General features: G+C 54.4%; 18 protein-coding genes. 16 read left to right on the forward strand and 2 right to left on the reverse strand.

Annotated elements, in window-relative coordinates; genetic code table 11:
* Nucleotides 1-17: 17 nt before the first annotated feature.
* The gene (locus WBP50_RS04750) at nucleotides 18-977 is read right to left on the reverse strand and encodes an aldo/keto reductase (RefSeq protein ID WP_423932050.1); all 960 of its coding nucleotides are present in this window, start codon (nucleotides 975-977) and stop codon (nucleotides 18-20) included.
* Between the two features lie 841 nt (nucleotides 978-1,818).
* Between WBP50_RS04750 and nifH the strand changes: the two genes are divergently transcribed.
* From nifH to moaA, 14 genes are all read left to right on the forward strand, one after another.
* Complete coding sequence (gene nifH, locus WBP50_RS04755) at nucleotides 1,819-2,643, forward strand: nitrogenase iron protein (RefSeq protein ID WP_012465649.1); 825 nt, start codon at nucleotides 1,819-1,821, stop codon at nucleotides 2,641-2,643.
* Between the two features lie 18 nt (nucleotides 2,644-2,661).
* Nucleotides 2,662-3,015, forward strand: coding sequence for a P-II family nitrogen regulator (locus WBP50_RS04760; protein ID WP_423932051.1), 354 nt, complete (start codon nucleotides 2,662-2,664; stop codon nucleotides 3,013-3,015).
* Nucleotides 3,015-3,392 (forward strand): P-II family nitrogen regulator, encoded by a 378-nt coding sequence (locus tag WBP50_RS04765; protein WP_423932052.1) that lies wholly within the window; start codon nucleotides 3,015-3,017, stop codon nucleotides 3,390-3,392. The genes WBP50_RS04760 and WBP50_RS04765 overlap by 1 nt, the downstream gene beginning before the upstream one ends.
* Before the next feature lie 37 nt (nucleotides 3,393-3,429).
* Nucleotides 3,430-5,070 (forward strand): nitrogenase molybdenum-iron protein alpha chain, encoded by a 1,641-nt coding sequence (gene nifD, locus WBP50_RS04770; RefSeq protein ID WP_423932053.1) that lies wholly within the window; start codon nucleotides 3,430-3,432, stop codon nucleotides 5,068-5,070.
* Between the two features lie 26 nt (nucleotides 5,071-5,096).
* Nucleotides 5,097-6,476: a nitrogenase molybdenum-iron protein subunit beta gene (gene nifK, locus WBP50_RS04775; RefSeq protein WP_423932054.1), complete on the forward strand. Its 1,380-nt coding sequence runs from the start codon at nucleotides 5,097-5,099 to the stop codon at nucleotides 6,474-6,476.
* Nucleotides 6,477-6,584: 108 nt separating this feature from the next.
* Nucleotides 6,585-7,952 (forward strand): nitrogenase iron-molybdenum cofactor biosynthesis protein NifE, encoded by a 1,368-nt coding sequence (gene nifE, locus WBP50_RS04780; RefSeq protein WP_423932055.1) that lies wholly within the window; start codon nucleotides 6,585-6,587, stop codon nucleotides 7,950-7,952.
* Nucleotides 7,949-9,304 carry a nitrogenase component 1 gene (locus tag WBP50_RS04785; RefSeq protein ID WP_423932058.1) on the forward strand — a complete coding sequence of 452 codons (1,356 nt, stop codon included), beginning with the start codon at nucleotides 7,949-7,951 and terminating at the stop codon, nucleotides 9,302-9,304. Before nifE ends, WBP50_RS04785 begins: the two co-directional genes overlap by 4 nt.
* A 13-nt stretch (nucleotides 9,305-9,317) precedes the next feature.
* Nucleotides 9,318-10,592, forward strand: coding sequence for a nitrogenase cofactor biosynthesis protein NifB (gene nifB / locus WBP50_RS04790; RefSeq protein ID WP_423932059.1), 1,275 nt, complete (start codon nucleotides 9,318-9,320; stop codon nucleotides 10,590-10,592).
* Between the two features lie 75 nt (nucleotides 10,593-10,667).
* On the forward strand, nucleotides 10,668-10,976 hold the full coding sequence (locus WBP50_RS04795; RefSeq protein ID WP_423932060.1) for a (2Fe-2S) ferredoxin domain-containing protein: 309 nt from the start codon (nucleotides 10,668-10,670) through the stop codon (nucleotides 10,974-10,976).
* 180 nt (nucleotides 10,977-11,156) lie between these two features.
* The gene (locus WBP50_RS04800; RefSeq protein WP_423932062.1) at nucleotides 11,157-13,385 is read left to right on the forward strand and encodes a TonB-dependent receptor; all 2,229 of its coding nucleotides are present in this window, start codon (nucleotides 11,157-11,159) and stop codon (nucleotides 13,383-13,385) included.
* Between the two features lie 93 nt (nucleotides 13,386-13,478).
* Nucleotides 13,479-14,210, forward strand: a complete 732-nt coding sequence (modA, locus tag WBP50_RS04805; protein WP_423932064.1) for a molybdate ABC transporter substrate-binding protein — start codon at nucleotides 13,479-13,481, stop codon at nucleotides 14,208-14,210.
* Nucleotides 14,207-14,914: a molybdate ABC transporter permease subunit gene (locus WBP50_RS04810; RefSeq protein WP_423932066.1), complete on the forward strand. Its 708-nt coding sequence runs from the start codon at nucleotides 14,207-14,209 to the stop codon at nucleotides 14,912-14,914. The genes modA and WBP50_RS04810 overlap by 4 nt, the downstream gene beginning before the upstream one ends.
* A gap of 56 nt (nucleotides 14,915-14,970) precedes the next feature.
* Nucleotides 14,971-15,783 (forward strand): TOBE domain-containing protein, encoded by an 813-nt coding sequence (locus tag WBP50_RS04815; RefSeq protein WP_423932067.1) that lies wholly within the window; start codon nucleotides 14,971-14,973, stop codon nucleotides 15,781-15,783.
* Nucleotides 15,784-15,955: 172 nt separating this feature from the next.
* Nucleotides 15,956-16,960, forward strand: coding sequence for a GTP 3',8-cyclase MoaA (gene moaA, locus WBP50_RS04820; RefSeq protein WP_423932069.1), 1,005 nt, complete (start codon nucleotides 15,956-15,958; stop codon nucleotides 16,958-16,960).
* Nucleotides 16,961-16,966: 6 nt separating this feature from the next.
* Here moaA and WBP50_RS04825 read toward each other — a convergent pair whose 3' ends face one another.
* A complete protein-coding gene (locus WBP50_RS04825; protein ID WP_423932070.1) occupies nucleotides 16,967-17,401 on the reverse strand; it encodes an MOSC domain-containing protein in 435 nt (144 codons plus the stop codon).
* A gap of 372 nt (nucleotides 17,402-17,773) precedes the next feature.
* Here WBP50_RS04825 and WBP50_RS04830 point away from each other — a divergent pair, with 372 nt between their 5' ends.
* Nucleotides 17,774-18,220, forward strand: coding sequence for a DUF4395 domain-containing protein (locus WBP50_RS04830; protein WP_423932072.1), 447 nt, complete (start codon nucleotides 17,774-17,776; stop codon nucleotides 18,218-18,220).
* A gap of 79 nt (nucleotides 18,221-18,299) precedes the next feature.
* A complete protein-coding gene (locus tag WBP50_RS04835; RefSeq protein ID WP_423932074.1) occupies nucleotides 18,300-19,589 on the forward strand; it encodes an O-acetylhomoserine aminocarboxypropyltransferase/cysteine synthase family protein in 1,290 nt (429 codons plus the stop codon).
* Nucleotides 19,590-19,598 lie beyond the last annotated feature (9 nt).

A 19,598-nucleotide genomic window follows, 5' to 3' on the forward strand; every position in this document is an offset into this window, starting at 1 on the left:
GCTACGGCTCTCCGGGTTTATCCCGGCATGCCGGCAATATGCTGTTTGACAAGATCAGCCTCCTCCACACTGAGCCTGAACTCCCCTGCCCCGACAATGCCTTCAACCTGGGCGGCGCTGCGTCCTCCGACAATAGCCCCGGTAACTGCCGGATGGCGAAGGGTCCATGCAATGGCCACCTCGCCAGGCGAACGTCCGTGAGGAGAACCGATGCTGCGAAGCAGCTCGACCAGTTCAAGATTTGCGGTCAGGCGGGGCTCCTGAAACTCCTTGTTTTCCCGCCTCCAGTCATCCGGCGGAAAGTTTTGAACCCGTTCGCGCGTCATGGCCCCGGTCAGCATACCGGAAAGCATGGGCGAGTAGACGATCACACCGACTCCGCGCTCCATGCAGAAAGGAAGAATTTCCGTTTCCACTGCAGGCCGAAGCATTGAATAGGGTGGCTGCAGGGACGCGACAGGCGCAATCTGCATAACCCGGCGCATCTGATCGACAGTGAAATTCGAGACCCCGATATGCCGGACAAGCCCCTCTTCCCTGAGTGCAGCCATTGTCTGCCATCCCTCTTCAAGGTCGGGCTCCGGATTAGGCCAGTGTATCTGGTAAAGATCGACAGCGTCGACCTTGAGTCGTTTCAGGCTCTCTTCGCATTCGCGACGGATCGAATCGGCCTTGAGACTGCTGCTCATCCGGCGGCGTTCATCCCAGACCAGCGAGCATTTGGTAAACACGTAAGGTTTGTGCTCCATCCCCTCAAGTGCCCTGGCAACCAGTTCTTCCGAATGACCGAGCCCGTAAACCGCAGCGGTATCGATCCAGTTGATGCCGAGTTCAACTGCCCGCTGAATTGCGTGTATGGCCTCGGCGTCATCCTGGGTTCCCCATCCGTAAGCCCAGTCCCCTCCTCCGATTGCCCAGCTTCCGAAACCCAGAGGCGTCAGATGCATGTCCGTACTGCCGAGTTGCCGTGTCTGCATGATGTTATGGCAAATTTTTGCCCCAATGGTTCAATTAAAAAAACGCCGCCACCGTTCTATAACAGGAAAGATAAGACAAACCTGCCCGATCTCCCCATGGAGAACGGCCTGCGACGGTTAGATTCCGAAATGAAAACGGAACGCTTCAGGTGTTTGCCGGTTCGCTTGTGCAGCTTCACCTCCGGCGCATCGAACCGTCCGGACAGAAACATCCCGCCATCCGGCCATGATCATGGCAAAATCAGGGCTACGCTCCGAACAGAAAAGCTACAGAAAAGTGTTTTTCCGGAACACTCCCGATCGTATAAGTCAACAATGTCAGTGACATCAGGATAACTGACCCTCGACGGCAGTTCCGGAAATCGGCACAGCATGGGCTCGCCTCTCTCTCGATGGCAAAACGGCCGCCTGCGACCTCCCTGCCCGCCTCCGAAATACGAAAAAAACCGGTAAAAAGGACGATACCGTCGCCTGCCGCATTCCTCTGAAACCGGAAAATACCCGGAGAAGTGCACCTGTCTGTATGATCAGTCGGCAAAATTATACTGAAATGTAGCTTTCAAAAATATCCTACAGGACTGTAGATATTTTTTGCTGCAAAAATCCCGACCGACTAAAAAAATACGCCTGTTCGAAGAAAAAAAGATGCCCGGATGAAAACGGGAATCCCTTATAAAAAAAAGAGTTGAGGCCGATCGGGAATAAAAGAAAAAACAAACCCGTTCAAGCGACCCCTTCTGGCACGCCTTTTGTTTACAATTATCATAAATAATCAGGCAGCAAGAGAAAACCCCCTGCATTATTTATACAGAAGACAATGAAAACCTAAATAAGAACGAACATGAGAAAAGTAGCGATTTATGGAAAAGGCGGCATCGGCAAGTCAACCACGACACAGAATACAGTTGCCGGTCTTGCGGAAATGGGCAAGAAAGTCATGGTCGTCGGCTGTGACCCTAAAGCCGACTCTACCCGTCTCCTGCTCGGCGGTCTGCAGCAGAAAACCGTTCTCGATACCCTGCGTGAGGAGGGTGAAGAAGTAGAACTTGAAGATATCATCAAAGAGGGTTACAGAAACACCCGCTGTACAGAATCCGGCGGACCCGAACCTGGCGTAGGCTGCGCAGGCCGCGGCATCATAACCTCGGTCAACCTGCTCGAGCAGCTTGGCGCCTACGACGAGGAATGGGATCTTGATTACGTGTTCTACGATGTGCTCGGCGACGTCGTATGCGGAGGATTCGCCATGCCTATCCGCGACGGCAAGGCCGAAGAGATCTACATCGTCTGCTCCGGTGAAATGATGGCCATGTATGCGGCAAACAACATCTGCAAAGGCATCCTGAAATACGCCGATGCGGGCGGTGTGCGTCTCGGCGGTCTTATCTGCAACAGCCGCAAGGTCGACAACGAGCGTGAGATGATCGAAGAGCTTGCCAAGAAAATCGGCACCCAGATGATCCATTTCGTGCCCCGCGACAACTTTGTGCAGCGCGCAGAGATCAACCGCAAAACCGTCATCGACTACGATCCGACACACGGTCAGGCCGACGAATACCGTGCGCTTGCCAGGAAAATCGACGAAAACGAGATGTTCGTCATTCCCAAGCCGCTGGAAATCGAAGAGCTCGAATCGCTTCTCATTGAATTTGGAATTGCTAACTAATAAACGGAGAACTCGCACATGTTAATGATCAGAACAATCGTAAGACCGGAAAAAGTCCATGAAGTCATGCAGGGACTGCTCGATGCAGGCTACCCGGCCGTTACAAAAATCTCGGTTGTGGGACGGGGAAAACAGCGCGGTCTTCGCGTCGGTGATGTCGTTTACGATGAACTCCCCAAAGAGATGCTCTTCGTCGTGGTTCCCAATGCCGACAAGGATTTCGTGATCAGGGCCATCATGGATCATGCGAAATCGGGACCCGAAGGAAAATTCGGCGACGGCAAGATTTTCGTTTCCGCCGTCGAGGAGGTCTATACCATCAGCTCGGGTGAACAGGAAACCGAAGTAATGCTTGCAGAGAAGGAGGCCTGATGAGAGAAATTATCGCAGTTATCCGGATCAACAAGGTGAACGAAACCAAGAAGGCGCTCATCGATGCAGGCATCCCTGCATTCACGGCTACCGGAAGGGTGATGGGCCGCGGCAAAGGCCAGGTTCACTTCGACATTCTCAAAGGCGCAGAGACAGGCCATCCCGAGGCCATCGCGCAGCTCGGCAATGCACCTCGGCTGGTTGCCAAAAGAATTCTTACCGTTGTCGTCCCTGAAGAGTTATGCAAAACGGCAATCGATACCATCATCAGGACCAACCAGACCGGAAACCCCGGCGACGGCAAGATTTTTGTCACACCGATTGTTGAAACCATCAGGGTGAGAACAGGTGAAGAAGGCAATGAAGCGCTGAACTAACAGAGAACATTTTAAAGGTGTAAACGGAGACAGTTACATGGAGGCGAACATACATTTCCCAGATCCTTCCAAAGTCAGGGAGGAGCTGACACAAAGATATCCGGCGAAGGTTGCGAAGAAACGCACGAAGTCGATTATCATCAACGACCCGGAAACCATACCGGAAGTACAGGCAAACGTCCGTACCGTTCCTGGTATCATTACGCAGCGCGGCTGTTCCTATGCAGGCTGTAAGGGTGTTGTGCTCGGCCCGACACGCGACATCGTCAACATCGTTCACGGACCTATCGGCTGCAGCTTCTATGCGTGGCTGACCCGCCGTAACCAGACAAGACCGGAAACTCCGGAACACGAAAACTATATCACCTACTGCTTCTCGACCGACATGCAGGAGGAGAATGTGGTGTTCGGCGGCGAAAAGAAGCTGAAACAGGCGATCCAGGAGGCTTACGATCTTTTTCATCCGAAATCCATCGCGATCTTCTCGACCTGCCCTGTCGGCCTGATCGGCGATGACGTGCATGCCGCGTCAAAAGAGATGCGCGAGAAGTTCGGCGACTGCAACGTTTTCGGTTTCAGCTGCGAAGGCTACCGCGGCGTCAGTCAGTCCGCAGGACACCACATCGCAAACAACGGCGTGTTCAAGCACATGGTCGGACGCAACAACACTCCGTCGGAAGGCAAATTCAAGCTGAATCTGCTCGGCGAGTACAACATCGGCGGCGACGCTTTTGAAATCGAGCGCATCCTCGAGAAAGCGGGTATAACTCTGGTTGCCTCCTTCAGCGGCAACTCGACCGTCGGCCAGCTTGAAAACGCCCATACTGCCGATCTCAACGTGATCATGTGCCATCGCTCGATCAACTACATGGGCGAGATGATGGAGACCAAATATGGTATCCCGTGGATGAAGGTGAACTTCGTCGGCGCAGAATCGACCGCAAAATCACTGCGCAAGATCGCGGAATATTTTGGAGACGAAGAGCTGAAAGCCAGGGTCGAAGAGGTGATCGCCGAAGAGATGCCGAAAGTGAAAGCCGTGATTGACGATATCCGCCCGAGAACCGAAGGAAAAACCGCCATGCTCTTTGTCGGCGGATCGCGCGCACACCACTACCAGGATCTCTTTACCGAGCTTGGCATGACAACGGTAGCCGCCGGATACGAATTCGCTCACCGCGACGACTATGAAGGCCGTCATGTGCTGCCGAGCATCAAGGTCGATGCCGACAGCAAGAACATCGAAGAGCTGAAAATCGTAGCCGATCCGGAACTCTACCAGCCGAGAAAAACCGAAGCCGAGCTTGAAGCGCTGAAGGAAAAGGGGCTGGAAATCAACGGCTATGAGGGCATGATGAAGCAGATGATGAAAAAGTCGCTTGTCGTCGATGACGTCAGCCACTACGAATCTGAAAAGCTGATCGAAATCTACAAGCCCGATATTTTCTGCGCCGGCATCAAGGAGAAATATGTGGTACAGAAAATGGGTGTGCCCCTCAAACAGCTGCACAGCTATGATTACGGCGGCCCTTACACCGGCTTTGTAGGCGCGACAAACTTCTACAGGGATATCGACCGCATGGTCAACAACCCGGTCTGGAAGCTGATCAAGGCCCCCTGGGAAAAAGCCGGAAACCCAAAAGGGGCGGAACTCGAAGCCACCTATGTCACACAGTAACCAGGAAAAAGGAGACTATTGAAATTATGCTATTAAGACATACACCAAAAGAGGTTATAGCGCGTGAAGGGCTGACGATCAATCCGGCTAAAACCTGCCAGCCGATCGGAGCCATGTATGCGGCGCTCGGCATTCACGGCTGTCTGCCTCACAGCCATGGTTCACAGGGATGCTGCTCGTATCATCGCAGCACCCTGACCCGCCACTACAAGGAGCCCGTTATGGCGGCAACCAGTTCTTTCACCGAAGGAGCCTCCGTGTTCGGCGGCCAGGCAAACCTGCTCGCGGCAATCGAAACCATTTTTTCGGTTTACGAACCTGATATCATTGCCGTGCACTCGACCTGCCTGTCGGAAACCATCGGCGACGACTTGCAGCAGATCACGAAAAAAGCCAAAGATGACGGGAAAATTCCGGAAGGCAAATATGTGATCTACGCCAGCACGCCGAGCTTCGTCGGCTCGCACGTAACCGGCTATGCCAACATGGTGACAGGCATTGCCGAGCAGTTCGCCCAGTCAACAGGGGAAAAGAAAGACCAGATCAACATTATCGCCGGATGGATGGAACCATCCGACATGCGTGAAATCAAGAAGCTCGCCAAAGAGTTCGGAGTGAAAATCGTGCTCTTCCCGGACACGTCGGATGTGCTCGACGCTCCGCAAACCGGCAAACACGAGTTTTATCCGAAAGGCGGCACAACGATCGAGGAACTGAAAAGCATCGGCGACAGCACCGCATCCCTGGCTCTCGGCTGCATCAGCGCGGAACCGGCGGCAATAGCTCTCGAAAAGAAATGCAAGGTGCCGTTTGAAACCGTGGACATGCCGATCGGCCTCTCTGCAACCGACCGCTTCATCATGTCGTTCAGCCAGGCGACTGGAGTTCAGGTTCCCGATGAGATCACTGCCGAAAGAGGACGGCTCGTCGATGTCATGACCGACATGGAACAGTACTTCTACGGCAAGAAAGTCGCCCTTTTCGGCGATCCCGATCAGCTCATTCCGCTGACCGAATTCCTGCTCGACCTGAACATGAAGCCGATTCACATCGTCAGCGGCACTCCGGGCCAGCGTTTTGAAAAACGCATGAAAGAGGTTCTCGAGAGGATTCCGGAAGCGAACTTCAAGAATGGCCTGAACGCAGACATGTTCCTGCTTCACCAGTGGATGAAAAACGAGCCGGTGGATCTGCTTATCGGCAACACCTACGGCAAGTACATCGCCCGCGACGAGAACGTTCCGTTCCTGCGGTTCGGATTTCCTATCCTCGACAGGATCGGACACAGCTACTTCCCGAACATAGGCTACAGCGGCTCGCTGCGACTTGTCGAAAAAATTCTCAGCGCATTCATGGACCGACAGGACCGCGAAGCTCTTGAGGAGAAGTTCGAGCTGGTTATGTAAGGAAAAGACACAAGGGGACGAAAAGGACCAAAGGAAAACTCCCGGCATTGCCGGGAGGAGTCCCTGCAGCAGTATATCATTCTATTTTTTTAACAAAGGGGCGATGTCATGAAGGAAGAGATCGGAATTCTCGAGGGAAGACAGAGCCAGGTCTTCGAAAAGAAAAGCGGCGGAACAGAGCAGCAGGACATTTCATGCGAAAAAACAAGCCTGTCCGGCTCGGTCAGTCAGCGCGCCTGCGTGTTCTGCGGCTCCCGTGTAGTGCTCTACCCCGTAGCTGACGCCCTTCACCTCGTTCACGGCCCCATCGGATGTGCGGCCTATACCTGGGACATCCGCGGAGCGGTCTCGTCAGGTCCCGAGCTGCATCGCCTGAGTTTCTCGACCGACCTGAGAGAGATGGACGTGATCTACGGAGGCGAAAAGAAACTTTACCACTCGCTCATCGAGCTGATCGAGAAGTACGAGCCGAAAGCCGCATTCATCTACTCGACCTGCATTATCGGACTTATCGGCGACGACATCGACGCCGTGTGCAAAAAAGTGTCGAAAGAGACCGGCATCCCCGTTCTGCCGGTTCATTCCGAAGGATTCAAGGGAACGAAAAAAGACGGCTACAAGGCAGCATGCACCTCTCTCATGAAGCTGGTAGGCACCGGCTCCACAGAAGGAATAAGCCCATACAGCATCAATATTCTCGGTGAATTCAACCTTGCCGGCGAAGCCTGGATCATCAGGGAGTACTACGAAGAGATGGGCATCGAGGTAGTTTCCACCATGACCGGTGACGGACGTGTGGACGCGGTACGCCGTGCGCACGGGGCAACGCTCAACGTGGTCCAGTGTTCGGGCTCCATGACCACGCTGGCCAAAGAGATGGAGGAAAAATACGGCATTCCCTACATGCGCGTCTCCTACTTCGGCATCGAGGACATGAGCAAATCGCTCTATGACGTCGCAAAGCATTTCGACGACCGGCCAGACATCATGGAGGCGGCAAAAAAGATTGTCAGCAGAGAGGTAGCCAAGCTCTACCCGGAACTGCAGAAATTCAAGAAAGTCCTGGCGGGCAAGAAAGCCGCCATATACGTCGGCGGAGCATTCAAGACCTTTTCGCTCATCAAGGCCCTGCGTTCGATCGGCATGTCGGTTGTCCTTGCCGGCTCGCAGACAGGCAACAAGGATGATTACGAACGGCTCAGGGAGATGTGCGACGAAGGAACCATCATCGTTGACGACTCCAACCCGGTCGAACTCTCGAAATTCGTGCTTGAAAAAGAGGCCGACCTGCTTATCGGAGGGGTGAAGGAACGGCCGATCGCCTACAAACTCGGTATCGGTTTCTGTGACCACAACCATGAAAGAAAAATCCCCCTGGCAGGATTTATCGGCATGTACAACTTCGCAAAGGAGGTCTATCAGTCGGTCATGAGCCCGGTATGGCAGTTCGCTCCGAGAAAAGGAGGCAAGATATGAAACATGCGAAAACAGCAACGCAGAACGCCTGCAGACTCTGCAATCCGCTGGGCGCCTGTCTGGCTTTCCGCGGCATTGAGAACTGCGTCCCGTTCCTGCACGGCTCTCAGGGGTGCGCGACCTATATCAGAAGGTATCTTATCAGCCATTACAAGGAACCGATCGACATTGCGTCCTCGAATTTCAACGAGGAAACCGCCGTGTTCGGCGGCAGCCATAACCTGCAGCTCGGTCTGAAAAATGTGACCCAGCAGTACAAACCGGAAGTTATCGGCCTGGCAACCACATGCCTGAGCGAGACTATCGGAGATGACGTGCCCATGATCCTGCGGGAGTACAAAAAGGCATTCCGGAACGGCTCGCCCATGCCGGTCATGATTCACGCCTCGACACCGAGCTATCAGGGCAGTCACATAGACGGTTTTCATGCCGCTGTTCGCGCCGCCGTTGCGACTCTTGCCGTTGAAGGCGTTGAAAAGCAGCATACGGTGAACATCTTTGCGAACATGATCTCTCCGGCCGATATCCGCTATCTCAAGGAGATCCTTGATGCGTTCGGCCTTCCCTATATGCTGCTGCCGGACTATTCGAAAACCCTTGACGGCGGTCCCTGGGGCGAATACCACAGGATTCCGCCAGGCGGTACGCCTTCAAGCGCCATAGCCGCCGCCGGCTCCGCTTCGGCAAGCATCGAGTTCGGAGCCACGCTTGAAGCGTCGAAATCCGCAGCCGGACACCTCGAAGCGGCATTCGGAGTCACCCGACACCATATGGGACTTCCGATCGGCATCAAGGCAAGCGACCGGTTTTTCGCGCTTCTCGAAGAACTGAGCGGACAGCCGGTTCCCGAGAAATACGAAGACGAACGCCGGAGACTTGTCGATGCCTATGCCGACGGGCACAAATACATCTTCGAAAAACGGGCGATCGTCTACGGAGAAGAGGACCTTGTTGTAGCCATGACCGCATTTCTCAGGGAGATCGGCATAACACCGGTTCTGTGCGCTTCCGGGGGCAAGAGCGGACTGATGCGCAAAAAAATCGCAGAGCTGATCCCCGATCTCGATGAAGAGGAAATAAAAATCCGCGACGGAGTTGATTTCGTCGATATCGAAGATGAGGCCAAAGTGCTTAAACCGGATCTTCTGATCGGCAACAGCAAAGGCTACACCATGTCGAGAAAAAACAACATTCCGCTTCTGAGAATCGGCTTTCCCATTCACGACCGTTTCGGTGGACAGCGGCTGCACCACCTCGGATACCGGGGCACCCAGGAACTGTTCGACAGGATCGTCAACATGGTTATCGAAGAACGGCAGAATGCTTCATCAATCGGTTATACGTATATGTAAAAGGGAGGAACCTATGACACTGAACATCAAAAACCATCCTTGCTTCAACGATTCGTCGCGCCACACCTTCGGACGAATCCACCTCCCGGTTGCGCCGAAATGCAACATCCAGTGCAACTACTGCAGCCGAAAGTTCGACTGCATGAACGAGAACCGACCAGGAGTCACCAGCAAGGTGCTCTCTCCCGGTCAGGCGCTTTACTACCTGCAGCAGGCGATGGAACTCGCGCCGAACATTGCCGTGGTGGGCATTGCCGGACCCGGCGACCCGTTCGCAAACCCGGATGAAACCATGGAAACGCTGCGTCTGGTAAGGGAGCACTACCCTGAAATGCTGCTCTGCGTGGCCACAAACGGTCTCGATCTCCTGCCCTGGATCGATGAACTTGCCGAACTGCAGGTCAGCCATGTCACCATCACCATCAATGCCATCGACCCCGAAGTCGGTTCTGAAATCTATGCCTGGGTGCGTCATAAAAAGAAGATGTACAGGGATATCGAGGCGGCAAAACTTCTGATCGGCAATCAGCTTGAAGCCCTGAAACGGCTCAAGGAGGTGGGCGTGACGGCAAAGGTCAACTCCATCATCATTCCCGGAGTCAACGACCGGCACGTCGTCGATGTTGCCCGGAAGGTTGCCGAGCTTGGCGCGGACATCCTGAACTGCCTGCCATACTACCAGACATCGGAAACCGTGTTCGAGAATATCGAGGAGCCATCGCCGGTCATGGTGGCTGAAATCCAGAATGAGACCGCGGAGTTTCTGCCGCAGATGAAGCACTGCGCGCGCTGCCGTGCCGATGCCGCGGGCATTATCGGCGAAATCAACACCGAAGAGATGATGCAGAAACTTGCCGAAGCGGCAGGCCTGCCGAAAAACCCTTCGGAAAACCGTCCTTTCGTCGCGGTCAGCAGCATGGAAGGGGCATTGATCAACCAGCATCTCGGTGAAGCCGACCGGTTTCTGATCTACGGTATGGACAGCTCCACCGGCGCCTGCTCACTGGTCGACTCCCGTCCGGCGCCCCTGCCCGGCGGAGGTGAGCAGCGGTGGGAAGCGCTTGCCGGCATCCTTGCAGACTGCAGGGCGCTGCTGGTCAACGGAGCCGGTGACTCTCCGACGAAAGTCCTGAACAAAAGGGGCATCGAGGTACTCGTCATGGAAGGCATGATCGAAGATGCCGTTCAATGCGTCTTTACCGGTCAGGATCTGAAACACCTGATGAGGGGAAGCCAGATCCATGCGTGCAAGACAAGCTGCACCGGTACGGGAGGCGGCTGCGGGTAATTATAGGAAACGATCAGTCGGATCAGTAGGGTCCGACTGATCTGAAACAAAAAAACCAATAAAAAAACAACCATCATGGACAAACCAAAACACCACATCTTCGTCTGCGCGAGCTTCCGCGCACAGGGCGCACCCCAGGGCATCTGCCACAAAAAAGAAGCCCTCGGCCTCATACCGTACCTTGAAAGCGAACTCTCGGATCGCGGCATGTCCGACGTCGCCGTCTCTGCCACGGCATGTCTGAACCTTTGCGAGAAGGGACCGGTTGTGGTGGTCTATCCTGAAAACTTCTGGTATGGCGAAATCGACAGCGAAGACAAGGTCGATGAGATTCTCGATGCTCTTGAAGAGGGCGAATCCTGTGAAGACTACCTGATCAACTGATCGGCATGCGTACCGGAACGCACTCCCCTTCGAGGGGGAACGCGTTCCGTTTTTTTTATTTATCGTTATACCTTTTATTACATAACGAATTTTAACCGTTCACGAAAATCTGCCCGGGCGGAGTGCCAAACGGGTATTGCCACAGCCATCGTTATATAGCAACATACATAACACCAGTTCATGAAAAAAAGATGCAAAAAGGCCGTCAGGCTGACAGCCCTGCTCGTACTGCTCGCAGCAGGAACGGCACATGCGGAAGAAAACATACCGGATACCGCCTGGAAAAACTATACCACCGAAGAGATCACCGTATCCGGAAAGAAAGGAGACATCCTGCAGCGCGTCACCGGAAAGGAATCCCGGATACTGAACCCGTCCCAGATGTCGGTTTATAAAGCCATCAACCTCATGCCGTCGCTCAGCCAGCAGAGCGTCGATCCCTACGGACTTGCCGACATCGTCAACTACCACGAATCGTTCCGTTTCAGGGGTGTCGAGGCCACAGCCGGGGGCGTCCCTGCTACCACAGCAAATGTGGAAGGGCTGCCGGTAACGGGAAGGCCGGGAGGCGGAACGACGATCTACGACCTGGAAAACATCAGCGACATCGACATCTATACTGGTGTGATGCCTGCCTATGCAGGACTCGGCCTTGCCGATGTGGGCGGCAAGATCGACATGAAGATCCGCCGTCCCGAAGACAAGTTCGGCGTGGAGCTGAAACAGAGTATCGGCAGCAACGACTTCAGCCGGACCTACCTGCGCATTGACAGCGGAAGGCTGGCAGGAAACACGAAAGGGTTTCTCTCCTTTTCGGAGAGTTCCGCCAACAAATGGAAGGGAGAAGGCGATTCCGAACGGAAGAATCTGATGGCAGGTATCACAACCACATTTGGTGATAACGTCAGACTTGAAACCTTCCTGACCTGGAGCAAAGGCGACATCCATACCTACAAACCCTTCACTTACAGTGAGATCAGCGACCTCGATACGGCTTACGACACCGATTACGGCACAAACCCGGCCAGTTACGACTATTACGGCTGGAACCGCAACGAATTCGAGGACTGGATGCTGATGGCCAATCTCGAAATAAAAACCGGCGAAAAGTCGAAAATCAGCATCAAGCCATACTACTGGAGCGACAAAGGCTACTATCTGGAGACCATCAGCACCACCAGCGGCCAGCGTATCCGCAGATGGGACATCGACCACGATATCAAAGGGGTCCTCGGGGAATACAAAACGAAAATCGGCGATGTAGACCTCGATCTGGGCTACCTCTATCACAGCCAGCAAAGACCGGGGCCCCCGACCTCCTGGAAAAACTATACGGTAACCGCATCCGGCGATCTGAAATTCGCTAACTGGAACATCCTCTCGAACAGCTCCAGCCACGAACTGCATACGCCATTCGTCGACGCAATATGGCACGCCGGCGACTACCAGCTCGAAGCCGGCCTGAAATATGTCTGCTACACCCTGCCATCCATCATCACCTACAGGACAACCGGTATCGGGGATGTCAGTTATGGCGACGCCCTCGACCTCGACCCGGCAATCGATGCCGATGCCAGCGCCATGGACAGGAAATCCTTCGACAGGCTTTTTCCGAACCTGACCCTGACGCGTTTCCTCGGCGACAGCGCATCGATTCATGCTTCATACGGAGAGAACTACGTCACGCACGTCGATATCTACCCCTACTACATCTCGCAGCGATCGGCGTTCAGCGCCAAGGGCATAACATTCCAGGATCTCTGGGACAAGCGCCGGATGGAGATATCGAGGAACATGGAGATCGGCATGCGCTTTGCCGGCAGCAACTGGAGCATCGAACCGACCATCTACTACTCACAGCATAACAACAAGCAGGCCGTCCTCTACGATGCCGACCTCAATGCGTACTACCCGATGAACAATGCCGATGCCGAAGGTTACGGAGTTGAACTTGAGGCTGAATTCAAGCCTCTCGAAAACCTGAAATGCTACGGGTCTTTCTCCTGGAACCGTTTTTATTTCACCCAGGATATCTACTCGGAAGGGGGAAGCCTGATCGATGTCAAGGGCGATCAGGTTCCCGATGCGCCGGAATTCCTTGCCAAAGCCATGGTAAGCTGGAAAATCGGCGATGTCACCATATCGCCGGTAATGCGTTATACATCGACCCGTTATGGAGATGTGCTGCACAAAGAGAAAATCGACGGCTCCACGCTTTTCGATCTCGACCTCACCTGGAGCAGACCGATGCTCGGCCTCAAACAGGTTGACTGCTCCCTGTCGCTGTTGAACATCTTTGACGAACAGTACGTGAGCATGATCAGTACATCCGATTACAAGACCCTGAAAACCTCCTATCAGCCGGGAGTGCCCTTTACCGTAATGGCGACCGTCGCCCTGCACTACTGACAACGATTCTGCAGTACCTGTTCTTTCTCCGTTACACCATTCCCGGCGTTTTGCCGGCGTCGGGAATATTTTCAACGAACATTTTCATAACTCATGATGAACCTAAAAAAAACCATTCTCTCTCTCCTGCTTCTGCTGATGACTGTACCGGCCATCCTGCACGCGGAACAGATAACCGTAGCCGCAGGGGCCGGCTACAAACGTCCGCTCATGGAAATTGCCGCTCTGTATGAAAAGAGAACCGGCAATCATATCGATGCCGTATTCGGCAATATGCAGCAGATATTGTCCCAGACCGAAACAAGCGGAAAGGTTTCGGTTGTTTTCGGTGAAAAAAGTTTTCTGAACCGCTCGACACTCGTTTTCAGCAGTTTTCATCCCGTCGGAAAAGGTACGCTGGTGCTTGTCTGGAGGAAGGGGCTGAAACTGAAACGGCTTGAGGAGATCAGAGGAAAAGAGGTCCAGCGTCTCGGCATGCCCGATCCTGAAAAAGCCATATACGGACAAGCTGCAACAGAATACCTGAAAAAATCCGGTTTGAGGGCAGTGGTGTCGGACAAGCTCATGACCCTGTCGACGGTTCCGCAGGTTTCGGCCTACCTTGTCTCCGGGGAAATCGATGCCGGTTTTATCAATATTACCGATGCAATCGGGATAAGGGAAAAAACCGGCGGCATGCTCCGGGTCCCACAAAACCTTTATTCACCGATCGACATTCAGGCCGCGGTAATCCGGGAGTTCGAAAAGAAAACCGAAGTCACGGATTTTCTCAGGTTTCTCAAACGGCGTGAGTGTGTGAAGATTCTCCGGCACTACGGCTTATGACCCTCGATATAAACGAAGCACTCCGGAGTTTCGACAGCCGGAGTGCGGTCATGCTCAGCATGAACACGGCCGCAGTGACCCTTGCCCTGCATCTCGTCACAGGAGTGCTTGCGGGATACTTCCTTACCGGAAAAAAAACCTTCCTCCGCTCCCTTGCGGATACGGCCGTCACCCTTCCGCTTATCTTTCCTCCGATCGCCACAGGCTTTCTTCTTCTGCTGCTGCTTGGCCGCAACGGCATTATCGGCCGTCCCTTGCAGAGCGCAGGCATCGAAACCATCTTCAGCACCACAGGGGTTTATACCGCATCGTTCGTGGCCGGACTGCCGCTGGTGGTAAAATCGGTCCAGAGCGCCATCGAAACCATGGACCGTTCACTGCTTGAAGCATCGTGGACGCTCGGAAAAAGCCGGACAGAAACCTATATAAAGGTTGTCCTGCCTCATATCCGCTATGCCCTCTTCACCGGCCTCGTGCTCTCTCTCGGGCGCTCGTTCGGCGAAGTCGGCATTACGCTCATGCTCGGCGGCAACATCAGCGGAAAAACGGAAACCATGTCTCTTGCCATCTACAATGCGGTCTTCGAGGGCAATTTCGAAAAAGCCGCACTCCTGTCGATTATGCTCGCCGTCATCTCGCTCGGCATGTTCGCCATCCTGAAAAAAATCAGCCGAACCGGCAACGAAAGCCGTACTGTCCCCTGAAACTTGTATTTTAGGGTTAATTCAGGCAGAAGCAGGCAACCAAACAGGCCAAGCTCATGGCAAAATGTACGAAACAACCGATCGGGCTGGAGGGATCCATCTGGTTCCAGAAATCGCAGAACCGTTTTCTCGGAGGAGACCGGATAGCCCTGCTTGAGAAAATCGATGAACTCGGCTCGATCAACAGCGCGGCCAAAGCCGTCGGCATCAGCTACAAAACCGCATGGCACCTGATCAACATGATCAACAACCTTTCCGAAAAACCGCTGGTCGAGCGCACGACAGGAGGCAAGGGAGGCGGTGGCACCCTCTTGACGAAAGAGGGAAAAAAAGTCATCGAACAGTTCAGGGTTGTGCAGGAAGAACACCGGAAATTCCTCGAGAACCTTGAAGAGCGGCTCGGAGAAACCGGGCATCTCTACCAGTTCCTCAGAAGGATATCCATGAGAATAAGCGCGCGCAACGTTTTTTCAGGAACCGTAAAAAAAATTACCCGAGGCGCCGTCAACGCCGAAGTGGTTCTCGCACTGCCGAACGGACCGGTCATCGCCTCGATCATCACCATAGGCGCGGTCGATAATCTCGGCCTGAAGGAGGGCATGAATGCCTATGCCATCATCAAGTCGAATTCGGTCATCATCGGCAGGGATCTGCAGGACGCCACCATAAGCGCACGCAACGTCATGCGCGGCACCATCAGCAAGGTTATCGAAGGCCCGGTCAGCACGGAAGTGGATGTCGAAATCGGGGGAGGAAACGTCATTTCGGCAATCATCACCCATGGCAGTTCCGAAAAACTCGAACTCAGGGAAGGCGAACAGATCTGTGCCGTGTTCAAAGCCTCGAGCGTGATCCTCGGCGTAAACTGAAGCGTTTCGGCCAGTACCGGGACGCCGCTGAAAAGAGCGCCGATCCCCCTGAACCGGATTTCATATTCTTCGTGACGGTTCGTGCAATTCGCGGGCAATAATCTTACATTCAGAAGAGACCCGGCCGCAATCCTTGCCGAAAATATCTCCTCTATTAATTCAACACGCGTCCTTGAGCCTTACAGACAACACCAGCCACCCGCTCGTCGACCGGTTCGGGCGTACCATCAGCTACGCCCGCATAGCCGTCACCGCCCGGTGCAACCTCCGCTGTTCATACTGTATGAGCGAAGAACACGAATGCAGCCCGGCTCCGGAACATACCCTGAATACCGGCGACATCGAGCTCCTGATCAGGATTCTTGCCGAAACCGGCGTAAAAAAGGTACGCTTCACCGGAGGGGAACCGCTGCTGCGGAACGATATTGCGGAACTGGTGAGGAGTGCGAAACAAACCAAAGGCATAGAGAACGTATCACTCACCACCAATGGCGTGCTGCTTCACAAACACCTCGACACGCTGCTCGGCGCAGGACTCGATGCCCTGAACCTCAGCATCGACACGCTCGACCGCGAGCGTTACAAAGCCATAACCCGAAGGGACCTCTTCGTGCAGGTGAAAGCCAATCTGGAGGCCCTGCTCGCATCAAAAGCCATACCGGTCAAACTCAATGTCGTGATGATGCGGGGCGTCAACAGCGATGAGATCGCAGAGTTCATGGAGTTCACCAGGAATCACGCCGTTACGGTACGGTTCATGGAACTGCAGCCGTTCGACGACCACCAGATATGGCGCACCGGAAAGTTTCTGGGTCTCGATAAAATCCGGGAACTGCTCCGGGATGCCTATCCGGAACTTCTGCCACACCGGGGAACATCAACCGAATACTTCAGTTTCAGCCTTCCCGGCTACGAGGGATCGGCGGCGATCATTCCGGCCTACACGAGAAATTTCTGCAGCCAGTGCAACCGTATACGGATCACATCGGGAGGATCGGTGATCAGTTGTCTTTACGACAGGCAGGGCATGGAACTGCTCCCTCTTCTGCGAAGCAGCGATGCTGCTGAAGAGGTCGCGGCTCTCTTCAGGACCGCGGTCCGGCAGAAACCCGAAGACGGAAGAAACCAGGGAGATGGAGAAAACCGGCGGACCAGCATGTCGGAAATAGGCGGATAAGCTCAGTCAAAGGACGGCAACCCTCATACCGGCCTGCAGGGTTCCCCCCTGCAACACCCGGCAGAAAACCCCTTCCCGCGGCATGATGCAATCACCTGTCGCCCGCTGGATAGCGCACCCGTCATTATGGCACTCCTTGCCGATCTGGGTGACTTCAAGCAGCACCGATTCCCCTGCCTGAAGACGCTCACCTGGTACAAGCGAAACAAGATCGATCCCTCTGGTCACGATATTTTCGGCGAAAACGCCGTGATCGAGTTCATGCATCTTTTCGCGCATCCGATCGATGCTCTCCCCTGCCAGCATGGATACCTGACGATGCCACTCGCCGGCATGCGCATCCCCCTCTATTCCCCATCCGGCGCGAAGAACGATTTCCGGCACCGCCTCCTTGACCACCCCTTTTTCGGTGCTGATGCACACGGCCTCGATATATCCCATAATCGTGTTTGCCGGTTCCGTGAAACTGCTGCTGATGACTGCAATAAAATAAAATATCGCAAGAGAGCACAACATCTCGGCGGATATCCGTATCCGGAGAACACGTTTTTTTTGGAAAATTGAAAAAAAGAAACAATATTAACAATTGTTAACAATCAATACCCGGACATGAAAACAGAAAACGCGACAACCCTGATAATGTGCAGCCCCTGCTGCTGTTGCGCAAGCACCGCACAAACCGGCACAAGAAGGAAAAGGAAGGACGTGTAACCCACCTCTGCTTCATGATCGAGTATATTCCGAGAAAGCCGGTTCACAGTGCCAGAACCGGCTTTTTTATTTTATCAAATACCACCATAAAACCATATGGCAATGCATATCAAAACAACCGAAACCTCCTGCGAGTCCATCCCGCTGCCCATAGTCAGGCTCAACCGCACCGTGCTGCTTGCCGGCGTGCTCGGCGCACTGACGCTCCGCCAGCCGCTGCTGATAACCCTGCTGTTTGTCATCATTCTCCCGGCGGCCATTTTCGGAAGACGCGCAAGCCTTGTCTATTTTGCAGGATCCCGCCTGTTTGCACAAAAGAACAGGGAAGCGGCAGTGGAAAGTCCCCAGCTCATGCGCTTCAACAACTCCATTGCGGCTGTTCTGCTCGGATTCTCGCAGCTCGCGTTCCTTCTGGGGGCTCCGACTGCCGGATGGATTCTGGCCGGCATGGTCGGAGTCGCCGCCGCCGTGGCGCTGGGAGGATTCTGTTTCGGCTGCTTCCTCTATTACCAGTTCAATCTGCAGCGCTACAGGCTCTTTGGAAAATAACCGCCTGCCGGAAATCGAACGCTTCCTTCCCGGCAGCTCGACACAGAGAAAAAACACCAACAACAGAACAACGATACCAATGAGATCAGACAACTACCGTTTCGAAACGCTTGCCCTGCACGCAGGGCAACCTGTTGACCAGACACAGTCCCGCGGCGTGCCGGTTTACCGCACCAGTTCCTACCTCTTCAAAAACACGGAACATGCCGCGAATCTGTTTGCCCTGAAGGAACTCGGCAACATCTACACCCGCCTGATGAACCCGACCACCGATATCCTCGAGCAACGGATAACGGAACTTGAAGGGGGAGCGGCGTCGGTTGCACTTGCATCGGGCACGGCGGCGATCTTCTATGCCGTCATCACGCTGGCGGAAGCAGGCGACAACATCATCGCCGCAAACAATCTCTACGGCGGCACCTATACCCAGTTCGACGCCATTCTGCCGAAACTCGGCATCAACGTCACCTTCGTCGATCCCGATAAACCCGAAAACTTCGAGCGGGCGATAACGGAAAAAACAAGGGCGATCTTCATCGAAACCATCGGCAACCCCGCACTCGACTACACCGGGGTGCGGGCCGTTGCCGATATTGCCCACCGTAACGGCCTGCCGCTGATCGTCGACGCAACCTTCACGACCCCGTATCTGCTCAGAACCATAGAACTGGGAGCAGATATCGTGGTCAACTCCCTGACAAAATGGATAGGGGGACACGGCACTGCGGTGGGTGGAAGCATTACCGATGCCGGGCGTTTCGACTGGAAAAAAGGCCGCCATCCGCTCTTCACGGAGCCGGACGGAAACTACCACGGGCTCCGGTGGGCGCTCGACCTTCCCGAGCAGCTCGCCCCGATGGCGTTCGCCCTTCGGGTACGTACGGTGCCGCTGAGAAATCTGGGCTCGTGCATTTCGCCCGACAATTCGTGGATATTTCTCCAGGGACTGGAAACCCTGCCGGTGCGCATGGCGCGGCATTGCGAAAACGCACTGAAGGTGGCGGAATACCTGGAGCGGCATCCCAAGGTGGCGTGGGTCCGCTATCCGGGTCTGAAAAACGACCCTTCCCATGCCAGCGCATCGAAAGACCTGAAAAAAGGGTTCGGAGGCATGGTCGTGTTCGGCCTGAAAGGGGGATACGACGACGCCGTCCGGCTTATCGATTCCATAAAGCTTTTCTCGCACCTTGCCAACGTGGGTGACGCAAAAAGCCTCATTCTGCATCCGGCAAGCACCTCACACAGCCAGCTGTCGGAGGAACAGCAGCTTCAGAGCGGTCTGTCCAGGGAACTGATAAGGCTTTCCATAGGACTCGAACATCCCGACGACCTGATAGAGGCGCTCGATGACGGGCTTGAGCCCTTGTAAATAAAGCAG

Source organism: Chlorobium sp. (assembly GCF_049593655.1).
GTDB lineage: Bacteria > Bacteroidota > Chlorobiia > Chlorobiales > Chlorobiaceae > Chlorobium.

Excerpts from the sequence above, each read along its gene's own strand:
- WBP50_RS04800 (WP_423932062.1), top strand. The coding sequence starts at position 11,157 with ATGAAAAAAAGATGCAAAAAGGCCGTCAGGCTGACAGCCCTGCTCGTA.
- WBP50_RS04795 (WP_423932060.1), top strand. The coding sequence starts at position 10,668 with ATGGACAAACCAAAACACCACATCTTCGTCTGCGCGAGCTTCCGCGCA.
- WBP50_RS04815 (WP_423932067.1), top strand. The coding sequence starts at position 14,971 with ATGGCAAAATGTACGAAACAACCGATCGGGCTGGAGGGATCCATCTGG.
- WBP50_RS04750 (WP_423932050.1), bottom strand. The coding sequence starts at position 977 with ATGCAGACACGGCAACTCGGCAGTACGGACATGCATCTGACGCCTCTG.
- nifB (WP_423932059.1), top strand. The coding sequence starts at position 9,318 with ATGACACTGAACATCAAAAACCATCCTTGCTTCAACGATTCGTCGCGC.
- WBP50_RS04825 (WP_423932070.1), bottom strand. The coding sequence starts at position 17,401 with ATGGGATATATCGAGGCCGTGTGCATCAGCACCGAAAAAGGGGTGGTC.
- modA (WP_423932064.1), top strand. The coding sequence starts at position 13,479 with ATGATGAACCTAAAAAAAACCATTCTCTCTCTCCTGCTTCTGCTGATG.
- nifK (WP_423932054.1), top strand. The coding sequence starts at position 5,097 with ATGCTATTAAGACATACACCAAAAGAGGTTATAGCGCGTGAAGGGCTG.
- WBP50_RS04765 (WP_423932052.1), top strand. The coding sequence starts at position 3,015 with ATGAGAGAAATTATCGCAGTTATCCGGATCAACAAGGTGAACGAAACC.
- WBP50_RS04760 (WP_423932051.1), top strand. The coding sequence starts at position 2,662 with ATGTTAATGATCAGAACAATCGTAAGACCGGAAAAAGTCCATGAAGTC.
- WBP50_RS04835 (WP_423932074.1), top strand. The coding sequence starts at position 18,300 with ATGAGATCAGACAACTACCGTTTCGAAACGCTTGCCCTGCACGCAGGG.
- WBP50_RS04830 (WP_423932072.1), top strand. The coding sequence starts at position 17,774 with ATGCATATCAAAACAACCGAAACCTCCTGCGAGTCCATCCCGCTGCCC.
- nifD (WP_423932053.1), top strand. The coding sequence starts at position 3,430 with ATGGAGGCGAACATACATTTCCCAGATCCTTCCAAAGTCAGGGAGGAG.
- nifH (WP_012465649.1), top strand. The coding sequence starts at position 1,819 with ATGAGAAAAGTAGCGATTTATGGAAAAGGCGGCATCGGCAAGTCAACC.
- WBP50_RS04785 (WP_423932058.1), top strand. The coding sequence starts at position 7,949 with ATGAAACATGCGAAAACAGCAACGCAGAACGCCTGCAGACTCTGCAAT.
- nifE (WP_423932055.1), top strand. The coding sequence starts at position 6,585 with ATGAAGGAAGAGATCGGAATTCTCGAGGGAAGACAGAGCCAGGTCTTC.
- WBP50_RS04810 (WP_423932066.1), top strand. The coding sequence starts at position 14,207 with ATGACCCTCGATATAAACGAAGCACTCCGGAGTTTCGACAGCCGGAGT.